The organism is Ruegeria sp. J8 (assembly GCF_056531925.1).
This window is the reverse complement of the sequence record NZ_JBQFMR010000013.1, coordinates 41,440-61,196: the sequence shown is the minus strand read 5'-3', so window position 1 is coordinate 61,196 and position 19,757 is coordinate 41,440. Positions and strand designations below refer to the sequence as shown.

The 19,757-nt window shown below is 57.1% G+C and carries 19 protein-coding genes; 10 read left to right on the top strand and 9 right to left on the bottom strand.

What is annotated here, in order from left to right; genetic code table 11:
• Positions 1-85: 85 nt before the first annotated feature.
• Entirely contained in the window at positions 86-529 is a 444-nt protein-coding gene (locus ACR0L1_RS21200; protein WP_480502913.1) for a GNAT family N-acetyltransferase, read from the bottom strand.
• Between the two features lie 82 nt (positions 530-611).
• Here ACR0L1_RS21200 and guaA point away from each other — a divergent pair, with 82 nt between their 5' ends.
• From guaA to ACR0L1_RS21155, 9 genes are all read left to right on the top strand, one after another.
• Positions 612-2,171 carry a glutamine-hydrolyzing GMP synthase gene (guaA, locus tag ACR0L1_RS21195; RefSeq protein ID WP_480502914.1) on the top strand — a complete coding sequence of 520 codons (1,560 nt, stop codon included), beginning with the start codon at positions 612-614 and terminating at the stop codon, positions 2,169-2,171.
• 96 nt (positions 2,172-2,267) lie between these two features.
• On the top strand, positions 2,268-3,173 hold the full coding sequence (locus ACR0L1_RS21190; RefSeq protein ID WP_170788601.1) for a DMT family transporter: 906 nt from the start codon (positions 2,268-2,270) through the stop codon (positions 3,171-3,173).
• Positions 3,174-3,297: 124 nt separating this feature from the next.
• Positions 3,298-4,446 carry an OmpP1/FadL family transporter gene (locus ACR0L1_RS21185; RefSeq protein ID WP_170788600.1) on the top strand — a complete coding sequence of 383 codons (1,149 nt, stop codon included), beginning with the start codon at positions 3,298-3,300 and terminating at the stop codon, positions 4,444-4,446.
• A gap of 98 nt (positions 4,447-4,544) precedes the next feature.
• Positions 4,545-5,441, top strand: coding sequence for a DMT family transporter (locus tag ACR0L1_RS21180; RefSeq protein ID WP_480860682.1), 897 nt, complete (start codon positions 4,545-4,547; stop codon positions 5,439-5,441).
• A 49-nt stretch (positions 5,442-5,490) separates the two neighbouring features.
• The gene (locus ACR0L1_RS21175) at positions 5,491-6,363 is read left to right on the top strand and encodes an ATPase (protein ID WP_170769579.1); all 873 of its coding nucleotides are present in this window, start codon (positions 5,491-5,493) and stop codon (positions 6,361-6,363) included.
• A 39-nt stretch (positions 6,364-6,402) separates the two neighbouring features.
• Positions 6,403-7,320: a homoserine O-acetyltransferase MetA gene (metA, locus tag ACR0L1_RS21170; RefSeq protein WP_170788598.1), complete on the top strand. Its 918-nt coding sequence runs from the start codon at positions 6,403-6,405 to the stop codon at positions 7,318-7,320.
• Positions 7,310-8,263, top strand: coding sequence for an alpha/beta fold hydrolase (locus ACR0L1_RS21165; protein ID WP_237217149.1), 954 nt, complete (start codon positions 7,310-7,312; stop codon positions 8,261-8,263). Before metA ends, ACR0L1_RS21165 begins: the two co-directional genes overlap by 11 nt.
• A gap of 49 nt (positions 8,264-8,312) precedes the next feature.
• Positions 8,313-9,182 carry a polyphosphate kinase 2 gene (gene ppk2 / locus ACR0L1_RS21160; protein WP_170769576.1) on the top strand — a complete coding sequence of 290 codons (870 nt, stop codon included), beginning with the start codon at positions 8,313-8,315 and terminating at the stop codon, positions 9,180-9,182.
• A gap of 95 nt (positions 9,183-9,277) precedes the next feature.
• A complete protein-coding gene (locus tag ACR0L1_RS21155; protein WP_170769575.1) occupies positions 9,278-9,892 on the top strand; it encodes a TetR/AcrR family transcriptional regulator in 615 nt (204 codons plus the stop codon).
• Here ACR0L1_RS21155 and ACR0L1_RS21150 read toward each other — a convergent pair whose 3' ends face one another.
• From ACR0L1_RS21150 to ACR0L1_RS21140, 3 genes are all read right to left on the bottom strand, one after another.
• Positions 9,893-10,951, bottom strand: a complete 1,059-nt coding sequence (locus tag ACR0L1_RS21150; RefSeq protein ID WP_480860680.1) for an adenylate/guanylate cyclase domain-containing protein — start codon at positions 10,949-10,951, stop codon at positions 9,893-9,895.
• Positions 10,948-11,316: a group I truncated hemoglobin gene (locus ACR0L1_RS21145; protein ID WP_170788595.1), complete on the bottom strand. Its 369-nt coding sequence runs from the start codon at positions 11,314-11,316 to the stop codon at positions 10,948-10,950. The genes ACR0L1_RS21150 and ACR0L1_RS21145 overlap by 4 nt, the downstream gene beginning before the upstream one ends.
• Positions 11,317-11,439: 123 nt before the next feature.
• Positions 11,440-12,282, bottom strand: a complete 843-nt coding sequence (locus tag ACR0L1_RS21140; protein WP_480860678.1) for a glycosyltransferase family 25 protein — start codon at positions 12,280-12,282, stop codon at positions 11,440-11,442.
• A 140-nt stretch (positions 12,283-12,422) separates the two neighbouring features.
• Here ACR0L1_RS21140 and speB point away from each other — a divergent pair, with 140 nt between their 5' ends.
• Positions 12,423-13,397 (top strand): agmatinase, encoded by a 975-nt coding sequence (gene speB / locus ACR0L1_RS21135; RefSeq protein WP_480860676.1) that lies wholly within the window; start codon positions 12,423-12,425, stop codon positions 13,395-13,397.
• A 21-nt stretch (positions 13,398-13,418) separates the two neighbouring features.
• Here speB and ACR0L1_RS21130 read toward each other — a convergent pair whose 3' ends face one another.
• The 5 genes from ACR0L1_RS21130 to ACR0L1_RS21110 all read right to left on the bottom strand — a co-directional run bounded on the left by ACR0L1_RS21130 (position 13,419) and on the right by ACR0L1_RS21110 (position 19,634).
• A complete protein-coding gene (locus tag ACR0L1_RS21130; RefSeq protein ID WP_480502920.1) occupies positions 13,419-14,636 on the bottom strand; it encodes an aminopeptidase P family protein in 1,218 nt (405 codons plus the stop codon).
• Positions 14,637-14,798: 162 nt separating this feature from the next.
• Positions 14,799-16,010, bottom strand: coding sequence for an ABC transporter permease (locus ACR0L1_RS21125; protein ID WP_480549918.1), 1,212 nt, complete (start codon positions 16,008-16,010; stop codon positions 14,799-14,801).
• A 5-nt stretch (positions 16,011-16,015) separates the two neighbouring features.
• The gene (locus ACR0L1_RS21120) at positions 16,016-17,287 is read right to left on the bottom strand and encodes an ABC transporter permease (RefSeq protein WP_170769568.1); all 1,272 of its coding nucleotides are present in this window, start codon (positions 17,285-17,287) and stop codon (positions 16,016-16,018) included.
• A 68-nt stretch (positions 17,288-17,355) separates the two neighbouring features.
• On the bottom strand, positions 17,356-18,444 hold the full coding sequence (locus tag ACR0L1_RS21115; protein WP_480860674.1) for an extracellular solute-binding protein: 1,089 nt from the start codon (positions 18,442-18,444) through the stop codon (positions 17,356-17,358).
• Positions 18,445-18,542: 98 nt separating this feature from the next.
• On the bottom strand, positions 18,543-19,634 hold the full coding sequence (locus ACR0L1_RS21110) for an ABC transporter ATP-binding protein (protein ID WP_170784616.1): 1,092 nt from the start codon (positions 19,632-19,634) through the stop codon (positions 18,543-18,545).
• Between the last annotated feature and the right edge of the window lie 123 nt (positions 19,635-19,757).

The following is a 19,757-nucleotide window of genomic DNA, read 5'->3' as shown; positions in this document are numbered from 1 at the left end:
AGCTAAAGCGGGAAAAGCATATGGATTACGGCGCTATCGGGGGAAAAGCGACATCTGCTTTGCGCCAACGCGGTGGACCCGGTTGCTATTCTGTCAGCGTTTTTTCCATCAGAACACTGTTTCCACTCACCTTTTGCTGCACCCAACCCAGATGAAGATACAGAGATACAGTCTGCTTCATCAAACGATGAGTTCGCAGCCTGAGTTTCTTCAACCCACTGACACGAGCGGTGGTTTCGGCGACACCTAGCAAGCGCTTTGCCAGCCCTTTACCCTGGGCGCTTGGTGAAACCGCAAGGTTATGGATCATCACCGCGCCATCAACCTGACCAAATACGATGAAGCCCATGACATCCCCGCCCTGCACGGCCACCCAGGCCGTTTGGTTTGCGATATCCTCGGCCACACCATCGGTCACATCCGGCAAATCTGGCAGGTCGCGCAAGGCCGTGGCATATGCCGCCGCGATGCAGTCTGTGACCGCTTGTGTGTCATCCACGGTCGCCGGGCGCAGTTCGATTTCAGACATTTGCGACCTTTTCCGTTGCCATGCCTGCATTATTGCCGTCATAGCGCTTGCACATGCAAGGCTTGCGACCTAATAGCCAACCATGACCCAGGACACCCATGACCGCCTTCTGATCATCGACTTCGGCAGCCAGGTAACGCAGCTTATCGCGCGCCGCCTGCGCGAACTGAACGTCTATTGCGAAATCCACCCTTATCAGAACGTCACAATGGACTTCGTGCGTCAGATGGCGCCCAAGGCCGTGATTTTATCAGGCGGGCCGGACAGCGTGACGCGCGAGGGTTCTCCGCGCGCGCCGCAAGAGATTTTCGACTATGGCGTACCGATTCTGGGCATCTGCTATGGTCAGCAGGTGATGATGCATCAACTTGGTGGCAAGGTCGAAAGCGGCCACGGCACTGCCGAGTTCGGACGTGCGTTCGTGACGCCTCAGAACCGTCTCGATATTCTCGAAGACTGGTTCGCCGAGGGTGACGAGCAGGTCTGGATGAGCCATGGCGACCACGTCAGCGAAATCGCGCCAGGGTTCGAAGTTTTCGGCACCTCGCCTAACGCGCCTTTCGCGATCACTGCTGATGCAAGCCGTCACTTCTATGCGGTTCAGTTTCATCCCGAGGTACATCACACGCCGAAAGGCGCGAAGCTGTACGAGAATTTCGTGAAGCTCGCTGGGTTCAAGGGCGACTGGACCATGGGCGCCTACCGCGAACAAATGATAGATAAAATCCGCGAACAGGTGGGCGACAAGAAGGTCATCTGCGGTCTGTCCGGCGGCGTCGACAGCTCGGTCGCGGCGATCCTGATTCATGAGGCGATCGGCGACCAGCTGACCTGTGTGTTCGTCGACCACGGGCTGCTGCGCAAGAACGAGGCCGAGGAAGTCGTCGGCATGTTCCGCGACAATTACAACATCCAACTCATCCACGCGGACGAAAGCGAGCTGTTTCTCGGCGAACTCGAAGGCCAGTCCGACCCTGAGACCAAGCGCAAGATCATCGGCAAGCTGTTCATCGACGTGTTCCAGAAACACGCCGACACTATCGACGGGGCCGAGTTCCTGGCTCAGGGCACTTTGTACCCCGACGTCATTGAATCGGTGTCCTTTTCGGGCGGCCCCTCGGTCACGATCAAGTCGCACCATAATGTCGGCGGCCTGCCCGAAAAAATGGGCCTGAAACTGGTTGAACCCCTGCGCGAACTGTTCAAGGACGAGGTCCGTGCCTTGGGCCGTGAACTTGGCCTGCCCGCCAGCTTCATCGGTCGTCACCCCTTCCCCGGCCCCGGTCTGGCAATCCGTTGCCCCGGTGAAATCACCCGCGAAAAGTTGGAGATTCTGCGCGAGGCGGATGCCGTCTATATCGACCAGATTCGCAAACATGGTCTCTATGATGAGATCTGGCAGGCCTTCGTGGCCATCCTGCCCGTACGCACCGTGGGCGTGATGGGCGATGGGCGCACCTATGACTATGCCTGCGCGCTGCGCGCGGTGACTTCGGTCGATGGTATGACTGCCGACTATTACCCCTTCACCCATGAATTCCTAGGCGAGACCGCCACGCGGATTATCAACGAGGTCAAGGGCATCAACCGCTGTACTTATGACATCACCTCAAAGCCTCCGGGCACGATCGAATGGGAGTGATAAATTGCCGGGCTTCTGCCCGGCTTTTTTGTTTCTGGTCGGTCGATTTGCCGTTACTTATCAAGACAACAAATTCCAGAATAGACAGGGCTTTTCATGGACAGTTCCAGACCGCAAATCGGCAAGGCCGCGCTCTGGATGCTGGGGGCGATTGCGTCGTTTTCCTCGATGGCCGTGGCCGGGCGCGAACTCAGCGTCACGCATGATACATTCGAGATCATGTTCTACCGCAGCATTGTGGGCATCTGCGTGGTAAGCCTTGTTCTCACAGTGACAGGAAAATGGCATCAGATTTCGGTGCATCGTCTGGGGCTGCACAGTCTGCGCAACGTGATGCACTTTACCGGACAGAACCTTTGGTTCTACGCGGTGTCGGTCGTGCCTCTGGCGCAGGTTTTTGCACTTGAGTTTACTCAGCCCATCTGGGTGATCCTGCTGTCACCGCTTCTATTGGGCGAGCGATTGACCACTATACGCATCCTGTCGGCGCTGATCGGGTTTGCCGGTATCCTGATCGTGGCACGCCCTGGCGCGGTGCCGTTAAGTGCAGGAGTGATCGCCGCAGCTCTCTCTGCCATCTTTTTCGCACTGACGACGATTTCAACGAAGAAACTCACTAAATTCGCCAGTATCGGCTGCATCATGTTCTGGCTGACGGTCATTCAAACCGGGCTGGGCTTTGCCGCATCAGTCGTTGACGGTCAGATGGTTCTGCCGACCTTATCGACCGCCCCGTTCTTATTGTTGGTGGGGTTCGCAGGGCTTCTGGCGCATTTCTGCATTACCAACGCGCTGGCGATCGCGCCCGCTACAGTTGTTGTTCCTTTTGACTTCGCCAGGCTCCCCACAATTGCCATTGTGGGGGTGATTCTTTACCACGAACCGCTGGATCACTGGACGCTGCTAGGTGCCGTTGTGATCTTTTCAGGTATCTTTCTGAACGTTCGGGCAGAGAATCGTAACAGTTTGGCAACAGATTCCCCTAACACTCGTCACAAGTAACGCACGGTCACTAGTTGACGCTAAAATGACCCGTGAGTGAATATCGAGCATCCAAGCAACCACACTGCGCGCACTCACACACGATCCCCGCGCAGATGTCAGGAGAGTATTAGGGAGGAATTCTATGAAAAAGGCGCTTCTGCAGGCGTGCGCTTTGTGCGTTGGTGCGACCGGCGTTCACGCGGCGGGTCTGGACCGCAGCGGTCAGGGCATCAACTTGATCTTCGAAGAAGGCTCGGTAGTTCAGGCACGTCTTGGCTACGCTGACCCCGATATCAGTGGCTCACAGTTTGCACCCGGGCTGGGGGACGTCGACTCCGGAGACATCGCCGAGGACTTTTTCTCACCGGGATTGGGTTACAAACGGGCAATCAACGAAACATTGGATTTTGCCCTGATCTATGATCAACCTTTCGGTGCGGACGTTAGCTACCCTGCAAATTATCCCCTATCACTGAATCCAACAGTTCTTGCGGGTTTGGGCGGGCGAACCGACGTATTAAGAGCCGACGCAGATTTTGACGCTATCACTGCACTGCTGCGTTACAAGTTCAGCGGAGGCTTTAGTGCCATCGGCGGCGTCCGCGCTCAGCGCGTCGAAGCCAATGTCGCAGTTCCGGCTGTCCTAGGCTATGAAGTCGACTTCAGCGACGAAATTGACTTTGGCTACGTGGTCGGCGTGGCGTGGGAACGCCCTGAAATCGCGGCACGTGTGTCGCTGGTTTACAGTTCGAAAATCACCCACGATGTATCGTCTACTGAATCGTTCAACGCACTGGCTCCCGGCGCACCTTTGATAACCCAGGACACCGAAACCGAGATCGTCTCGCCTCAGTCTGTCAACTTGGACTTCCAGACCGGAGTTGCGCCCAAGACTCTGGTGTTCGGTTCGATTCGTTGGGTCGACTGGCCGCAGTCTGACGTTTCACCGCCGGTCTTTACCGGCCTACCGCCCAACAGCGATCCACTTGTAAGCTTCGCGGATGACACCTTCACCTACGCTCTGGGTGTCGGCTACCAGTTCTCCGAAGAATTCTCGGGCGCCCTGTCCTTCGGTTATGAGAAGGACACAGGCTCCGAAGTGTCGAACCTCGGCCCGACCAATGGCTTCTGGAGCGTTGGCGTAGGTGGCACCTACTCGATTGAGAAAGCTCAGATCTCGGGCGGCATTCGCTATACAGACATCGGCGACGCCACCACCACCACTGGTGGTGAATTCAGCGGCAACTCTGCTTGGAGTGCCGGTCTGCAGCTGACTTACGCGCTGGACTGATCCATTCAGTGATTACTTGAAAGGCTCTGCCTGATCGGCGGGGCCTTTTTCGCATCTTTCGGGTCGCCTTGGATCATCGCAGCGTGCGAAATACCGGCATGATGGATCAAAAACACCTTTCAGGCCGTGCATGGGCTGAACTTTTACTGTTGGGCGTAATCTGGGGCGCGTCCTTCGTGTCGATTCGTATTGCATTGGATACGGTACCGGTCATGACCTCGGTGTTGCACCGGGTTTTCTGGGCGATGTTAGCTTTATGGCTGGTCCTTTGGATCAAGGGGTCGAAAATCCCGACAAACCGCCGCGTTTGGGGAGCCTTTCTGGTTATGGGCCTTTTGAACAATGCGATCCCGTTCTCTCTCATGGCGTGGGCTCAGTTGCATATCGAAACGGGGCTGACCTCGATTCTGAACGCAGCGACTGCCATTTTCGGCGTGCTGGTCGCTGCGGTGTTCTTTCGGGACGAACGCTTGACGCTGACCCGCGCGGTTGGGGTTGGGTTGGGCTTTACCGGGGTGACGATCGCCATCGGTTGGCAGAATTTAGTCACCTTCGACCTGCGCAATCTGGCGCAGTTGGCCATCGTCGCAGGCACCCTGTCCTATGCCCTCGCCGGAGCATGGGCTCGCGCGACCCTCGCCGATCTTTCGCCAATCGTTGCCGCTGCGGGGATGCTGACGGGATCAACGATGATGATATTGCCGCTCTCCCTAATGACAGACGGGATGCCGTCATTTGCCCTGCCCGCCGAAACGTGGCTGGCAATTGCCTACTACGCGCTCATCGCCACCGCCGGCGCATACCTGCTGTACTACCGCGTTCTCGCCATGGCGGGTGCCGGAAATCTGATGCTGGTCACGCTTGTCATTCCACCTGTGGCGATCCTTTTAGGCAGCCTTTTGCGGGATGAAGCCCTGCCGCCACAAGCCTATTTGGGCTTTGCGGTTCTGGCGGCCGGGCTCTTGACCCTTAACCGCTCGGCCAGACGTGATTGACGCCGCCGCTGCCCCGAATTAGCAAGGTTGGAAAAAGGGATAGCGGTCGATGATCTACAACTCGGCAAAAGACTGGCAGGGCGCGGCACGGAAAAAAGTGCTTTTCTTCGGCATGTCGGGGCTGGGCAAAACCTATGTGTCGAATGTGCTGCGGGATTCGGGCGACTGGTTCCACTACTCGATCGATTACCGCATTGGTACCCGCTATATGGGCGAATACATCACCGACAACGCCAAGGCCGAAGCGATGAAGGTCCCGTTCCTGCGTGATCTTCTTCTAACGGATTCGATCTATATCGGCTCGAATATCTCGTTCGAAAACCTGACCCCCGTCGCCGCCTATCTCGGCAAACCCGGCAACCCGGCATTGGGCGGATTGGAGCTGTCGGAATACCGCCGCAGGCAGGAACAGTTCCGCCTCGCCGAGATCCACGCCCTGCTGGACACCGAATACTTTATCGACCGCGCGCAGCGCCTTTACCAATATCCGCATTTTATCTGCGATACTGGCGGCTCTATCTGTGAATGGGTCGACCCAAATGATCCGCGCGATCAGGTTCTGTCGGAACTGTCGCGCCAGACCCTGATGATCTGGCTCAAGGGGGACGAAGACCACACTGCCGAGCTGATCCGCCGTTTCGACAAGGCCCCCAAACCGATGTCCTACCAGCCCGAATTCCTGACGCGGGTCTGGGAGGAGTATCTGATCGAACAAGGCTGCACCGCCGCCGAGGTCGACCCCGACGCCTTTGTCCGCTGGACCTATGCCCGCGCGTTGGCCCATCGCCAACCGCGCTATCAGGCCATGGCCGAAAACTGGGGCGTGGCAGTAACCGCAAACGACATGCACAATGTGCGTGACGCCGCGGATTTCGATGAGTTGATCGAACGCACCCTTGAGACCCGCGCCAACCGCGCTTAATTACCGCCTCTGTACTGAAACACCAAAGGCTTGCACCTGATGCCTATCAAGATCCCCGCTGACCTGCCCGCATTTGACGTACTCTCGCAAGAGGGCGTCATGGTCATGGCCGAGGATCAGGCTATGCGTCAGGACATCCGTCCATTGCGGATCGGGTTGCTGAATCTGATGCCCAAGAAGATTCAGACCGAAAACCAGTTCGCCCGCCTGATCGGCGCGACGCCGCTACAAATCGACCTTTCGCTGATCCGCATGACGGAACATCGCACAAAGAACACCGCAGCCGCCCACATGGCCGAGTTCTATCGCCCGTTCCAGGAGGTCAAGGACCAGAAGTTTGACGGGCTCATCATCACCGGCGCGCCGATCGAACATCTGGAATTCGATGACGTCACCTATTGGGAGGAGATCAGCGAGGTCTTCGACTGGACCCAGACCAACGTGCACTCGACCTTCGGCGTGTGCTGGGGTGGGATGGCGATGATCAATCACTTCCACGGCGTTCGCAAACATATGCTGGACGCGAAGGCATTCGGCTGTTTCCGACAACGCAATCTCGTGCCCTCTTCGCCGTTTTTGCGTGGGTTTTCGGACGAATGCGTGATCCCTGTCAGCCGCTGGACCGAGATGAAACAACCCGAGATCGACGGCGCCGTAGGCTTGACGACTCTTCTGGGCAGCGACGAGGTCGGCCCCTGTCTGGTTGAGGACCCCGAGCATCGGGCAATCTATATATTCAATCATTTCGAATATGACAGCGACACGCTGAAACAAGAATATGATCGCGATATCGCCAATGGCACGCCAATCAATGTGCCGATGAATTATTACCCTGATGACGATCCGAGCCAGCCGCCGCAGAACAGATGGCGCAGCCATGCGCACCTGCTCTATGGCAACTGGATCAATCAGATTTACCAAACCACACCGTTCGAGATGGATCAAATTGGCCGTTAAAACGCTTGTCACTCTGGGTCTGCTTGTTGCCGGGCTGACCATAACTACCACCTGGCGTGCAGCGCAGAATGAGGCGCGATCCGAGGCTGCCTTTCCACCCGAAGGTCAGATTGTTGACGTAGACGGCGTTTCTGTCCACGCGGTTGTCATGGGTGAAGGGCCGGATGTGGTGTTGATCCATGGCTCCAGCGGGAACACGCGCGACATGACCTTTGCGTTGGCCCCAATCCTGGCCGAGCATTTTCGTGTCATCGTCTTTGATCGCCCTGGCCTGGGGTACAGCTCCAGCTTTAACCCCGATGGCGAAACTATTGTCGAGCAAGCGGAAATCTTGCAAGAAGCCGCCGCGCGCCTTGGGGCGGACAAGCCTATCGTCGCCGGACAAAGCTATGGCGGATCGGTGTCATTGGCCTGGGCTGTGACACGCCCCGAAAACATTTCGGCGCTAGTGTTGATCGCTCCGGCTGCCATTCCTTGGGAGACCCCATTAGACGGGTTCAACAGGATGGCAGCGACCCCAGCCGGAAACGCGCTGGCCCTTCCCCTGATCAGCGCCTTTATCCCCGAATGGTATGTCGAAAAGGCACTGGACCGTGTTTTCTCGCCACAAACCGCGCCCGAAGGTTATTCAGACCACTTCGGTCCCGGCCTGACCATCCGAAGCGCCTCGATGCATGCCAATGCAAAACAGCGCGCCAACCTGTTAGAAGAGGTTCGCGCACTGCAACCGCGCTATAAGGATATCGATGTTCCCACCGAGATCGTGCATGGCACCGCCGACACCACGGTCGGGTTGGGCTGGCATTCCCACCGGTTGATAGAACAGATCCCCGGCGCGGAACTGATCGAACTGCCGGGGATCGGCCATATGCCGCAGGTCGTCGCTGCACCCGAGGTGGCCGCTGCCATCGACCGCGCGGCCCAAAGGGCGGGTTTGCGTTAAGCCTTGCGCTAATCCATAGTAGGATATGGATTTTATCGAGAGGTAGCTAATGGCCCGATCCTCAAAAGGCTCCATTGAAAAATATTTTCGAAATGATGCGCCCAAAGACGTTCGCTCTGCGATCGAAAAGGCGGACAAGGACGATATTCTGAACTCCAGCTATCCTTACGAAGAACGGATGAAGCGTAAGGACTACGAAAAGCAGATGGAGGCATTGCAGATCGAACTGGTCAAGATGCAGTCTTGGGTCAAGGAAACCGAAAGCCGTATCGCAATCATCTTCGAAGGCCGAGATGCCGCAGGAAAAGGCGGCACAATCAAGCGCTTTCGCGAAAACCTTAATCCACGCGGGGCGCGCAATGTCGCGCTGAGCAAGCCTTCGGATCAAGAACGCAGCCAATGGTATTTCCAGCGTTACATCCCGCACCTGCCCTCGGCCGGTGAGATCGTGTTCTTCGACCGCAGCTGGTACAATCGCGGTGTGGTCGAGAACGTGTTCGGGTTTTGCGAACCGGAAGAGCGCGAGCGGTTCTTTCGCCAAGTCCTGCCGCTTGAAACCGGTTTGGTCAATGACGGAATCCAGCTTTTCAAATTTTGGCTGAATGTTGGTCGGGCCGAACAGCTTAATCGCTTTCTAGCGCGTGAAACCGACCCTCTGAAACAGTGGAAACTCAGCCCAATTGACGTTGCTGGGTTGAGTAAATGGGAGGAATATTCACAGTCCATAGCCGAGACGCTGACCCGCAGCCACTCGGATACCTGCCCGTGGACGATTGTCCGGTCCGACGACAAGAAACGCGCTCGACTTGCCGCAATCAGGACCGTGCTGCACGCAGTGGATTATGACGAAAAAGACGCGGATGCCATTGGCGCAAACGATCCGAAAATTTGCGGGGGCCCGGATATCTGGGATGCGTAGGCCGCGCCCGACGGATGATCGGTTGGACGTAACGACATCTCAGCATTATGTCATAAGATCAACGAGCCAAAACAAAAAAGGCGCTTAACACAGGCATGAGCAAACGCGGCTATCATCACGGAAATCTGAAACAGGCGCTGATCGAGGCGGCGCTATCGTTGATCGAGGCAAAAGGCCCAACCGGGTTTACCCTGTCCGAAGCTGCCAAGACCGCAGGCGTGACGCCTGCCGCCGTCTATCGCCACTATCAGGGCCGCGAGGACCTGATCGCCGAAGCCGCCCGTCAGGGGTTTGAGATGTTCGCGGATCTGATGCAGTTCGCCTATGACAAAGGCCAACCCTCGGCCCTTGCCGCGTTCGAAGCGACCGGACGCGCGTACTTGGCTTTCGCCCGCAAACATCCTGGCCACTATATCGCGATGTTCGAAAGCGGTATCTCGATCAACCGCACACCAGAATTGGCCCTTGCCGCCAACCGAGCAAAAGCGGTTTTGGAAAAGGCTGCATCCGATCTGTCACAGCATATTCCGCCCGAAAAGCGGCCTCCGGCATCCATGTTCAGCGCGCATATATGGGCCATGAGCCACGGTGTGGTGGAGCTGTTCGCCCGCAACACCGGAGCCAGTTCGCCTTTCCCGCCCGAGGATCTTCTGGAGTCCGGGATCGGTATCTATTTGCGGGGGCTGGGGCTTGTGCCACAGGATGACTGATCAGAAAACAGTTTTGGGCTTCGGCATACTCAGGCCCGACGTGACATTGATCAAGTCCATCTCACCCATGCCTTTGACGTCGACGCGACCGATATCGGACACCTGAAACGCGTCGATCAGCGCATATTTCATCTCATCCGGCGCCACGATATGCATCGGGTTGGCAAAAACCTGAAGGCGCGAGGCCAGGTTCACCGCCGGGCCAAATACGTCATAGACGTATTTCTGTATACCAACTACCGACCCGACTGCGGGCCCCATACCCAACCCGACACGGGCCTGCCATTTGTGGGGGTGGCTTTCATTGCGCCGCTCCAGATACCGCAGGAACCGGACCGCACAATGCGCAACGGCGGTTGCGTGATCCGGGGTTGGATCGGGCATTCCCGATACCGCAAGATAAGCATCTCCGATGGTCTTGATCCGCTCACAGCCAAACTGTTCGACGATGCGATCAAAGGCGGTGAAAATGTCATTCAACTCGCTCAGGGTCACGGTCGGGTCCGTCTTGGCGGCAAAGTCCGTGAAGCCGACAAAGTCCAGCATCACGACCGAGACCTCATCATAAAGCTGCGGCGTCACCACGCCAAATGTCTTGAACTCTTCGTACACCGCGCGCGGCATCAGGTTCAGCAGCAGACGTTCGACACGCTCTTTCTCGCGCTCTAACTCACGCGTGTTCCGCTCAACCATTGAGGAATAGCTGTCGATCATGCTTTCCAATTCGCGGATGCGGGTGATGTTCTGGCATTCGACCACGAGAAGCTGCTCGTCCAGCCCACTTGCCAAAGACACGGCGACCGCAAAAACCAACGTCCGGCGCTTGGGCTTGATCTGCAATTCCACGGAATAGCGCAGGCCCGATTGCTTGACGTCCTCCAATTCGCGCGCGTCCAGATCGGGGAACAGATCCAGCAGCGTTTGTCCTTTTTCAGGCGTCCCAAACCATTCTATGAACGGACCGTTCTGAAAAACGAAGCTCAGATCCGCGGCACGCACGACGGCAACACCAACGCCAATTGCCCGCAGCAACTGTTCGTTGATGGCCTGAATACTCATGCCGCCGAGCGCGTAACGATGATTGCGCGTTTGGATTCAATGGCTCCCAAGGCAATCTTGATATGCGCGTCTTCCATGCCGTGCTGGGCAAGAGCTTCGCCGAACAAATCGGCCATCTCGTCAAAATCTTCATGCGTGATGTTCAGATGCCGATGCACTGCCTCGATCCGGTCATCACTGAACGAGGCAGGTCCACCAACCAGAGAAGACACAAACTTGGTTTGGTGATCAATCAGACGCGGCATGTCGATATCTTCGAAATGACCGCCGATCTGATCAGAATCCAGCGCCATTTCATAGAAGGTCATCACGATCCGACTGATCGTTTTGAAGCCTCCATAGCGGTCGTAAATTGACTGACTCATCCCCCAGACCCTTGTTTAACCGTAAACAACACTGGAAGATTATATCAAACTGACAGTTTTGTTAACGCTTATGCGTTTGGATTGCTAAACGCAGGGTTTCGAAAGGTTAAAACCCCGGCGCACCTAAACGCTCAGATCATCGGCACATGGGATGAAACCGACATAGCCCCCTTGCTTCAAAAGCCGCGTTTGGGCCCCCATGCGCCAGCGCAACTTACGCCCGGCCGCCAGCAATTCGCGGCGCAGCCGGAACCATGTCGGTCCCTTGTCCAACCCGCTGTTGGTTTTCTGATCCTGCGAGCGTTCGCTGACCTTCACCTCGTCAACAATTTCCGCCTGCTGCTTAGACCAGATCATCTGCACACCGACAGCAGGAAAGCACTGATACATCCGCCAATCCGCGCGCGGGAGCGAGACAAAATCGTCCAGATGGTCGGAATAGGCCGTGGACCATGCCAGCAACTTGCGACAGGCCGCTTGCGACACCACATAGGCCGCCGCGCTTGGTGCCATTTCCAGCATGGGGCGAACTTTCACCTGCCCCAAATCCCGTTCTGCCCCAAATCGCAAGGGCCTGGGCGAATAGTCCAGCTTGACGAAATCATACTCGGTCGAATGGTTCAGAACGTCCACAATGACTCGGCCCGCATCTGCGGACATCTCGACATCGTCCTCGAATATCGCCACAGTGTTCAGGTTTTGGTCGACGGCGGCCTGCCAGACGGCCCGGTGGCTTTCGAAACAGGCGATCTCGCTTTGTTTCAAGCCCCAGCGACTGCCTGAACCGGGAAGATAGCCGTTCTGGTGCAACGCTCCGGGTTGCTGCCCGTCAACCGCACTGAACCGGGTGGCACCTGATAGTCCAGCGTGATCGAACTGCGATTCCATAAAATCCCGACGGGCGGGGACGCGGTCCAGATTGATATAGAACACACCTGTTTCGGGTGGCAGTTCGTGCTGTCCCACGGCAATTCCTTTCAGACCTTTCGCTCAGATAGACACCCTTGGCGGGCGACATTCAACCCATCCACCCCTCAAAGAAACCTATCCTGCTAAAGACAAGGCTTCTAAGCTACAACGGACAAACAAGAAACGGGAATCGCGCTATGTCGTCTCATGGGTATGCAAGTGGCCGTCTGAACCTGCCATTCGTCGGTATTTCGACCTTTGGCAAATCGCCATATGTCGAGGATTGGGACCAGATCGACGCGGATGTGGCGATCATGGGCGCACCCTTCGATTTCGGCACACAATGGAGATCCGGCGCTCGGTTCGGGCCACGTGCGGTGCGTGAGGCGTCGACACTGTTCAGCTTTGGCCATGCCGGGGCGTATGATCACGAGGATGACGCAACCTATCTGGATAGCTCGGTCCGCATGGTCGATATCGGGGACGCCGATATCATCCACACCAAGACCGACGAAAGCCACGCCAATATCCAGTTCGGGGTCGAGAAAATCCTGAACGCCGGTGCCCTGCCCGTCACCATCGGCGGAGATCACTCAATCAACATCCCCTGCATAAACGCCTTTGCCGAGGATTGCGCCGAGAATTGTCCGATCCATGTGGTGCAAATCGACGCCCATCTTGATTTCGTTGACGAACGCCACGGCGTCACCGCTGGTCACGGCAACCCGATGCGGCGCGCGATTGAGAAAAACTATGTCTCGGGCATGACCCAGCTGGGCATCCGCAATGTGTCATCGACCGCGAAGGAAGGGTATGAGGACGCCCGCGCGCGGGGGTCGGATATCCTGTCGGTGCGACAGGTCCGCAAACTGGGAACCGAGGGCGTCCTGGCCCGCATCCCCGAAGGCGCGCGGTATTATGTGACGATTGATATTGACGCTTTTTGCCCATCGATTGCGTCAGGCACCGGCACGCCCAGCCACGGGGGGTTTCTGTACTATGACGTGCTGGAGATCCTGCAGGGGTTGGCGCAGCGCGGAGATGTGGTCGGCATTGACCTGGTCGAGGTCGCGCCGAACTATGATCCCACCGAAAGCACGCAAATTCTAGCCGCGCAGGTGCTGCTGAATTTCATCGGCTTCATTTTCCACGAACGTGGAAAGAGGGGCTAAGCGCCCCTCTCGCCTATCCGGTCAGACAATCGTGTTATGCTCAGGCCCATAGGGGAACCCGGTGATATTCTCGGCCCCATCATCGCCGACAACCAGAATGTCATGCTCGCGATAGCCACCCGCACCGGGCTGGCCTTCGGGAATCCACAGCATCGGCTCAATTGACACGACCATGCCGGGTTCCAACACCGTATCGATATCTTCACGCAGTTCCAGCCCTGCTTCGCGGCCATAGTAATGGCTGAGGACTCCGAACGAATGGCCATACCCAAACGAGCGATATTGCAGCAGCCCCTCATCTGCGAAGAACCGATTGATCTCGGCTGTGATGCCCGAGCAAGTCGCGCCGGGTTTAATCAGGCTTAGGCCAAGCTCATGCGCGGCGACATTGGCCTTCCAGATGCGCAGGCTGTCGGCGTCGGGTTCGCCCAGAAACAGGGTACGTTCCAGCGCGGTGTAATAGCCCGAGATCATCGGGAAGGTGTTCAGCGACAGGATATCACCCTTTTGCAGCGCCCGCTTGGTTACGGGGTTATGCGCACCGTCCGTATTCAGGCCCGACTGGAACCAGACCCAGGTGTCCCGGTATTCGGCATCCGGGTATGCGCGGGCAATCTCAACCTCCATCGCGTCGCGCCCAGCCATAGCGATCTCGATCTCGGTCGCCCCTTCACGGATCGCGGCGTGGATCGCAGCACCGCCCACATCCGCCGTGCGCGCACCGCCCTTGATCAACTCAATCTCTTCTGCGGATTTCACCATGCGGGCGGCCATCGTATCCGTGGCCACATCCACCAGCTCGGGCTGCCCCAGCATCGCCAGCGCCGTATCACGCGCGGCCAGCGTCATGTGGTCGCCTTCGATCCCGATCCGCTTGGCGCCGCCGATCAGGCTGGCCACCGCGCGCCAGTAATTGTCGCGTTTCCAGTCAGTGTAGATCACGTTTTCCTCGACCGAGCGTCGCCACGGCTGGCCTGCGTCGATATTCGCCGACACCGTCGTACATGCGTCCTGCGTCACCACGCAGCCATAAGGACGGCCAAAGGCGCAATACAGAAAGCCCGAGTAATAGGCGATATTGTGCATCGAAGTCAGCAACACCGCCGGAATATCCCGTGCCGCCATCATGGCGCGCAGGCCCGACAGGCGGCGGTCATATTCGGCCTTGCTGAATGGCAACGGGGCCTTGTCGCCATTGTGGCTGGTGAAGAACTCGGGGCGGTTTGTCAGGTCTGTCATCATGCTCTCTCCTGCAATGCCGGACGAAAGGTGCCCGGCCACAAGTCCCGGCGTTCAGGACAAGCGGCCTCGGGAACCGAGAGCCATGCGCCCGTAGAGATGTCACGACGCCATCGTGACCGGGCTGCATATCGCAATGGCTAAATCACGCCGCGGCGCGCGTCAAGCGGGGGAAAGACCCCGCAGACGCTCGGACCGGCGGCGCAGCAATTCAACCGTGGTCAACAGCGCAATTGAGATCACGACAAGAATCGTCGCCACCGCCAGAATGGTCGGGCTGATCTGTTCGCGCAGACCGGTGAACATCTGCCACGGCAGCGTTTTCTGGCTGGCCGAGCCGACAAACAACACCACAACCACCTCGTCAAACGACGTGATAAACGCGAACAAGCCACCCGAGATCACGCCTGGCAGGATCAACGGCATCTGGATCTTGAAGAAGGTCCGCACCGGCCCTGCCCCCATATTCGCAGAGGCCCGCGTTAGCGACTGGTCGAAACCCACCAGCGTTGCGGTCACGGTGATGATCACGAACGGAATACCCAGAACCGCATGCGCAAGGATCACTTTTACATAGCCCACAAAGTTCTTGTCCATGCCCAGCGTGCCCTCAAGGAACCGTCCGATATCGCTGTAGAAAAAGAACATGCCAGTGGCCGAAATGATCAGCGGCACGATCATGGGCGAGATCAGGATACCCATGATGGCCCGTTTCCCCGGAACGTGACTCTGGCTCAGGCCGATGGCCGCCAGAGTCCCCAGCGAGACCGAGATGATCGTAGCAATCGGTGCAATGATCAGCGAATTCTTGAAGCTACGCTGCCATTCATTGTTGGTGAAGAAGTCGCGGTAGTGTTTCAGCGAATAGCCTTCGGGGTCCAACCGCAGCATCTCGGGCGTGAAGGTAAAGAAATCCTGCGCGTTGAACGACAGCGGCAGAACCACAAGGATCGGAGTGATTAGGAATACGAAGATCGCGCCGCAGATCACTCGGAACGCATAGTGCCAGAAAACCTGCTGGCCTGTCATATAGGGCAGCAGCTTTTGGCGGTAGCGCCCCTCGTAAAGCCAGAAGATGAAGAAGGCAAAGAACCAACCAGCCAGCAAACCAACGATCAGGCCGGTCACGCCAGCAAACAGCAAACCAAGCGCGCCCAGTCCGAGGATTGTGATCCAGCGGGCCATACGTTCATTGTCCAGAACGTTGATATAGACCCAGGCCAGCCCCGCCATAAGAGCCGCGCCGATCACAATGCCCAGCAAGACACTGCCCTGCCCGGCCCCGACGAACATGCCCAGGAAACCTCCGGCAATGGCCACTGCGGGCAGGACAACCGACATGGGTTTGCGGGATATAGGTGTAAGTGCTGCCATCTTCTTTATCCCAGCTTCACGTTGTCGATGCCCACGATCTTGTCATAGCACCAGTAGAGTAACAGAACGACCGCCAGCAGGATCGTCCCGAGCGCAGCAGCCAATCCCCAGTTCAGCGAGGATGAGATGTGGTACGCAATCCGGTTGGAGATGAAGACACCCTTGGTCCCGCCAACGATCTCCGGCGTGATGTAGTAGCCGATGGCCAAGATAAACACGAGGATCGACCCCGCTCCGATGCCGGGAATGGATTGCGGGAAATAGATACGCCAGAAGGTCGTCCAGTTCGTCGCGCCCATGGATTTCGCGGCGCGGGTGTAGGATGGCGGAATGGTCTGCATGACCGAATACATCGGAAGGATCATGAACGGCAGCAGGATATGCGTCATCGCAATGATCGTGCCGAATTGGTTATTGATGATCACCAACCGTGCATCATCGGCCACTAACCCAAGCCACACTAAAGTTTCGTTGATAACGCCTTGCTGCTGCAACATAACCTTCCAAGCCGAAGTTCGCACCAGCAGTGACGTCCAGAATGGTAGTAGCACTAGGATCATAAGCAGGTTCGACACGCGCATCGGCAGCGTCGCCAGCAAATACGACACAGGATAGGCCAGCAGGATACAGGATGCCGTGATTATCAGCGACATCATCAAAGTGCGCCCAAACAGCTTGATCAGAATTTGTTTGTCTTCAGGCTGCGCCTGCGCGCCTTCGGGCGTGCGGCGCATGTCGATGGCGTTCAGGAAATATCCGTTGGTGATCGGAACAGCGTGGGTCTTGATGGTACGCCAGGTTTCGATATCCCCCCAACCGTCGTGAATGTCGATCAGCTTGTCTTTGAACGGGCCATCGGTTTCCGGGTCCAGTTTTTTGATCTGACGACCCGAGCGACGGAACATCGAGGACATACCCGTCTGCTCATAGTTCAGGCGCGAACCAAGCCGGGTGTGTGTCTTCTCGTCAATGGCAACGACCATATCTTTGGTGAACGCGGCGTATAGAGCTTCATCCGGTAGTTCGCCGCTTTCCGCATCCCAGTTTTTCAACTCGACCACGGTCAATGGCAGGGTCTCGGCCACAATGCCGTTTTCAACTGATCGGAACAGCATCGAAACGATCGGGATCACGAAAGAGAGCAGAACGAACAATAGCAGCGGTGCAATCAGGGCCAGCGCCCGCAACTTGCGGCGGCGCAATGATCGCGCCAGAGATTTCTTCAGCGGCGTACCATCTGCAGCCAGCATCGGACCGGATTGAGTTGCGTCAGTCATCTGCGTCCCTTGGTCTTTTTTGGTGGGTCGGGGCCAATTGCGGCCCCGACCGATGACTTAAAACAGGCTTATTGAGCCAACCATGCCTGGAATTTCGCGTCGATGTCGTCGCGGTAGTCTGCCCAGAACTCGTAGTTATACAGGAACGTGTTCTTGGCGTTTTCCGGGTCAGTCGGCATATGCGGCGCCATGTCGATACCCAGGTCGGCGTGCTGACCAACCAGCGGAGCCGACGAGGCACGGGCCGGACCATACGAGATGTACTTGGCCTGATCCGCCAGACGCTGCGTGTCGGTCGCAAACATGATGTAGTCCAGCGCACGCTGCGTGCGTTCTTCACTCAGACCTGCCGGAATGATCCAGCCGTCCAGATCGAACACCTGCGCGTCCCAAAGCATGGCGACGGGCTGTTTCTGCTCTTCGATCACGCTGAACAGACGACCGTTATAGGTCGAACCCATGATGACCTCACCATCGGCCAGAAGCTGCGGTGTGTCAGCGCCGGCAGACCACCAGACGACGCTGTCTTTGATCGTGCCCAGCTTGGCCAGCGCCTGATCTTGGCCTTCAGCCGTCGCCAGAACATCATAGACATCGTCTTTGGCAACGCCGTCACAGATCAATGCCCATTCCATGTTGTTGATCGGACGCTTTTCCAACGAACGCTTGCCTGGATAAGCTTCCAGATCGAACACGGCGCATACATCGGTCGGCGGTGTGTCGCCCACCAGATCGGTGCGATAGCCAAATGTGGTCGAATACACGATCTGCGGGATAAAGCAGTCACTGACCAGCAGATCACCGAAGTCATCCGCCGCCGAAGTCCCGTCGGGCGCCGCGGCCAAATGCACGTCGGGGTCGATCTCCATCGCCAGACCTTCGTCGCACAGACGGATCGCGTCCGCAGCCACAACGTCGACCACATCCCAGGTAATGTTGCCCGCTTCATTCATGGCGCGCAGCTTGGCAACCGCTTCGGCGGAGCTGTCATCGTTCAGGATGGTGACGCCCGTTTTTTCCGAATAGGGTTCGTGATACGCCTTGAGCTGCGATTTGGAATAGGCGCCGCCCCAGGACACGATGGTCATCTCTTCGGCCATCGCGCCACCAGCAACGGCAGCAATCGCACTTGCCATCAGAGTGGTTTTAACTTTCATGATTAACTCCCTGTTATTCCCGTTGATTTTGCATTTCAGAACCGGATCACGGGGCAATCCGGCTGTTCTTTTCCCCGATGGTGCGGGGTCTTCATGCCTTAGGCGTCCAACGCCCGGCAGTCATGAGCCAGCCAGCCAATCTCGACTTCCTGGCCGGGTGACAGGCGAACCGCATCCGGTGCGTTCCGGGTTTTGATGATAAAGTCATCATTCCCCGCAACTGACAGGCGGAATCGGAACACGTCACCCATATAGATGAATTCCTTCACAGTGGCCTTCAACGTATGCGCATCCGCGTGCAAACGGTCCTTATTGAATTCCACCCGCTCGGGTCGGATCGAGACCTTGGTCCGCTCGCCCGCAGCGCTGACATTCACTGGCTTGGCGTCAATCTCTGATCCGTCATCCAGCGTCACGACACAAGAGTCGCCGTCTATCGATTTAACAACGCCCTCCAATGTGTTGTTTTCACCAATGAATTGCGCCACAAAACTGTTTTCGGGTTCTTCATACAGAAGATCAGGTGGGGCAAGCTGCTGAATGCGCCCGTCATCAAACACGGCAACACGATCTGACATCGTCAACGCTTCGGTTTGGTCGTGGGTCACGTAAACCGTGGTAATACCCAGCTCATGCGCCAGACGCGTGATTTCGAATTGCATATGCTCGCGCAGCTGCTTGTCCAGCGCGCCCAGCGGTTCATCCATCAAAACCAGCTCGGGCTCGAACACCAGCGCGCGCGCCAAGGCGATCCGCTGCTGCTGACCACCGGACAATTGCGCAGGGCGGCGGCTGCCAAAGGCCCCCATCTGCACCATATCCAGCGCCCGTTTGACTTTCTCTTCGCGCTCAGACTTGCCGATCTTGCGAACTTCCAGCGGGAAGGACAAGTTCTCGGCCACAGTCATGTGCGGAAACAGTGCGTAGTTCTGGAACACCATCCCAATGCCCCGCTTATGCGGCGGGATATTGTTGATAGGACGCCCGTCCAACATGATTTCGCCATGTGTGGCCGTCTCGAACCCGGCGAGCATCATCAGACACGTGGTCTTGCCCGAGCCCGACGGGCCAAGCATCGTCAGAAACTCACCTTTTGGAAGTGAAAGGTTCAGATCCTTTACGACAAGGATCTCGCCGTCATAAGATTTCTGGACACGTTGAAACTCGACGAACGCTGCGTCATTTGACATTACCAAATTGGCTCCCCTGTCTGTCCTTGCTTGCCCGGTTTATCCGGATCTCAAAGACCTTTCGCCAACCATTTAAGGACAAGCAGGACAGGTCGCGCAACCAAAATATGTCAGCAGTATGTC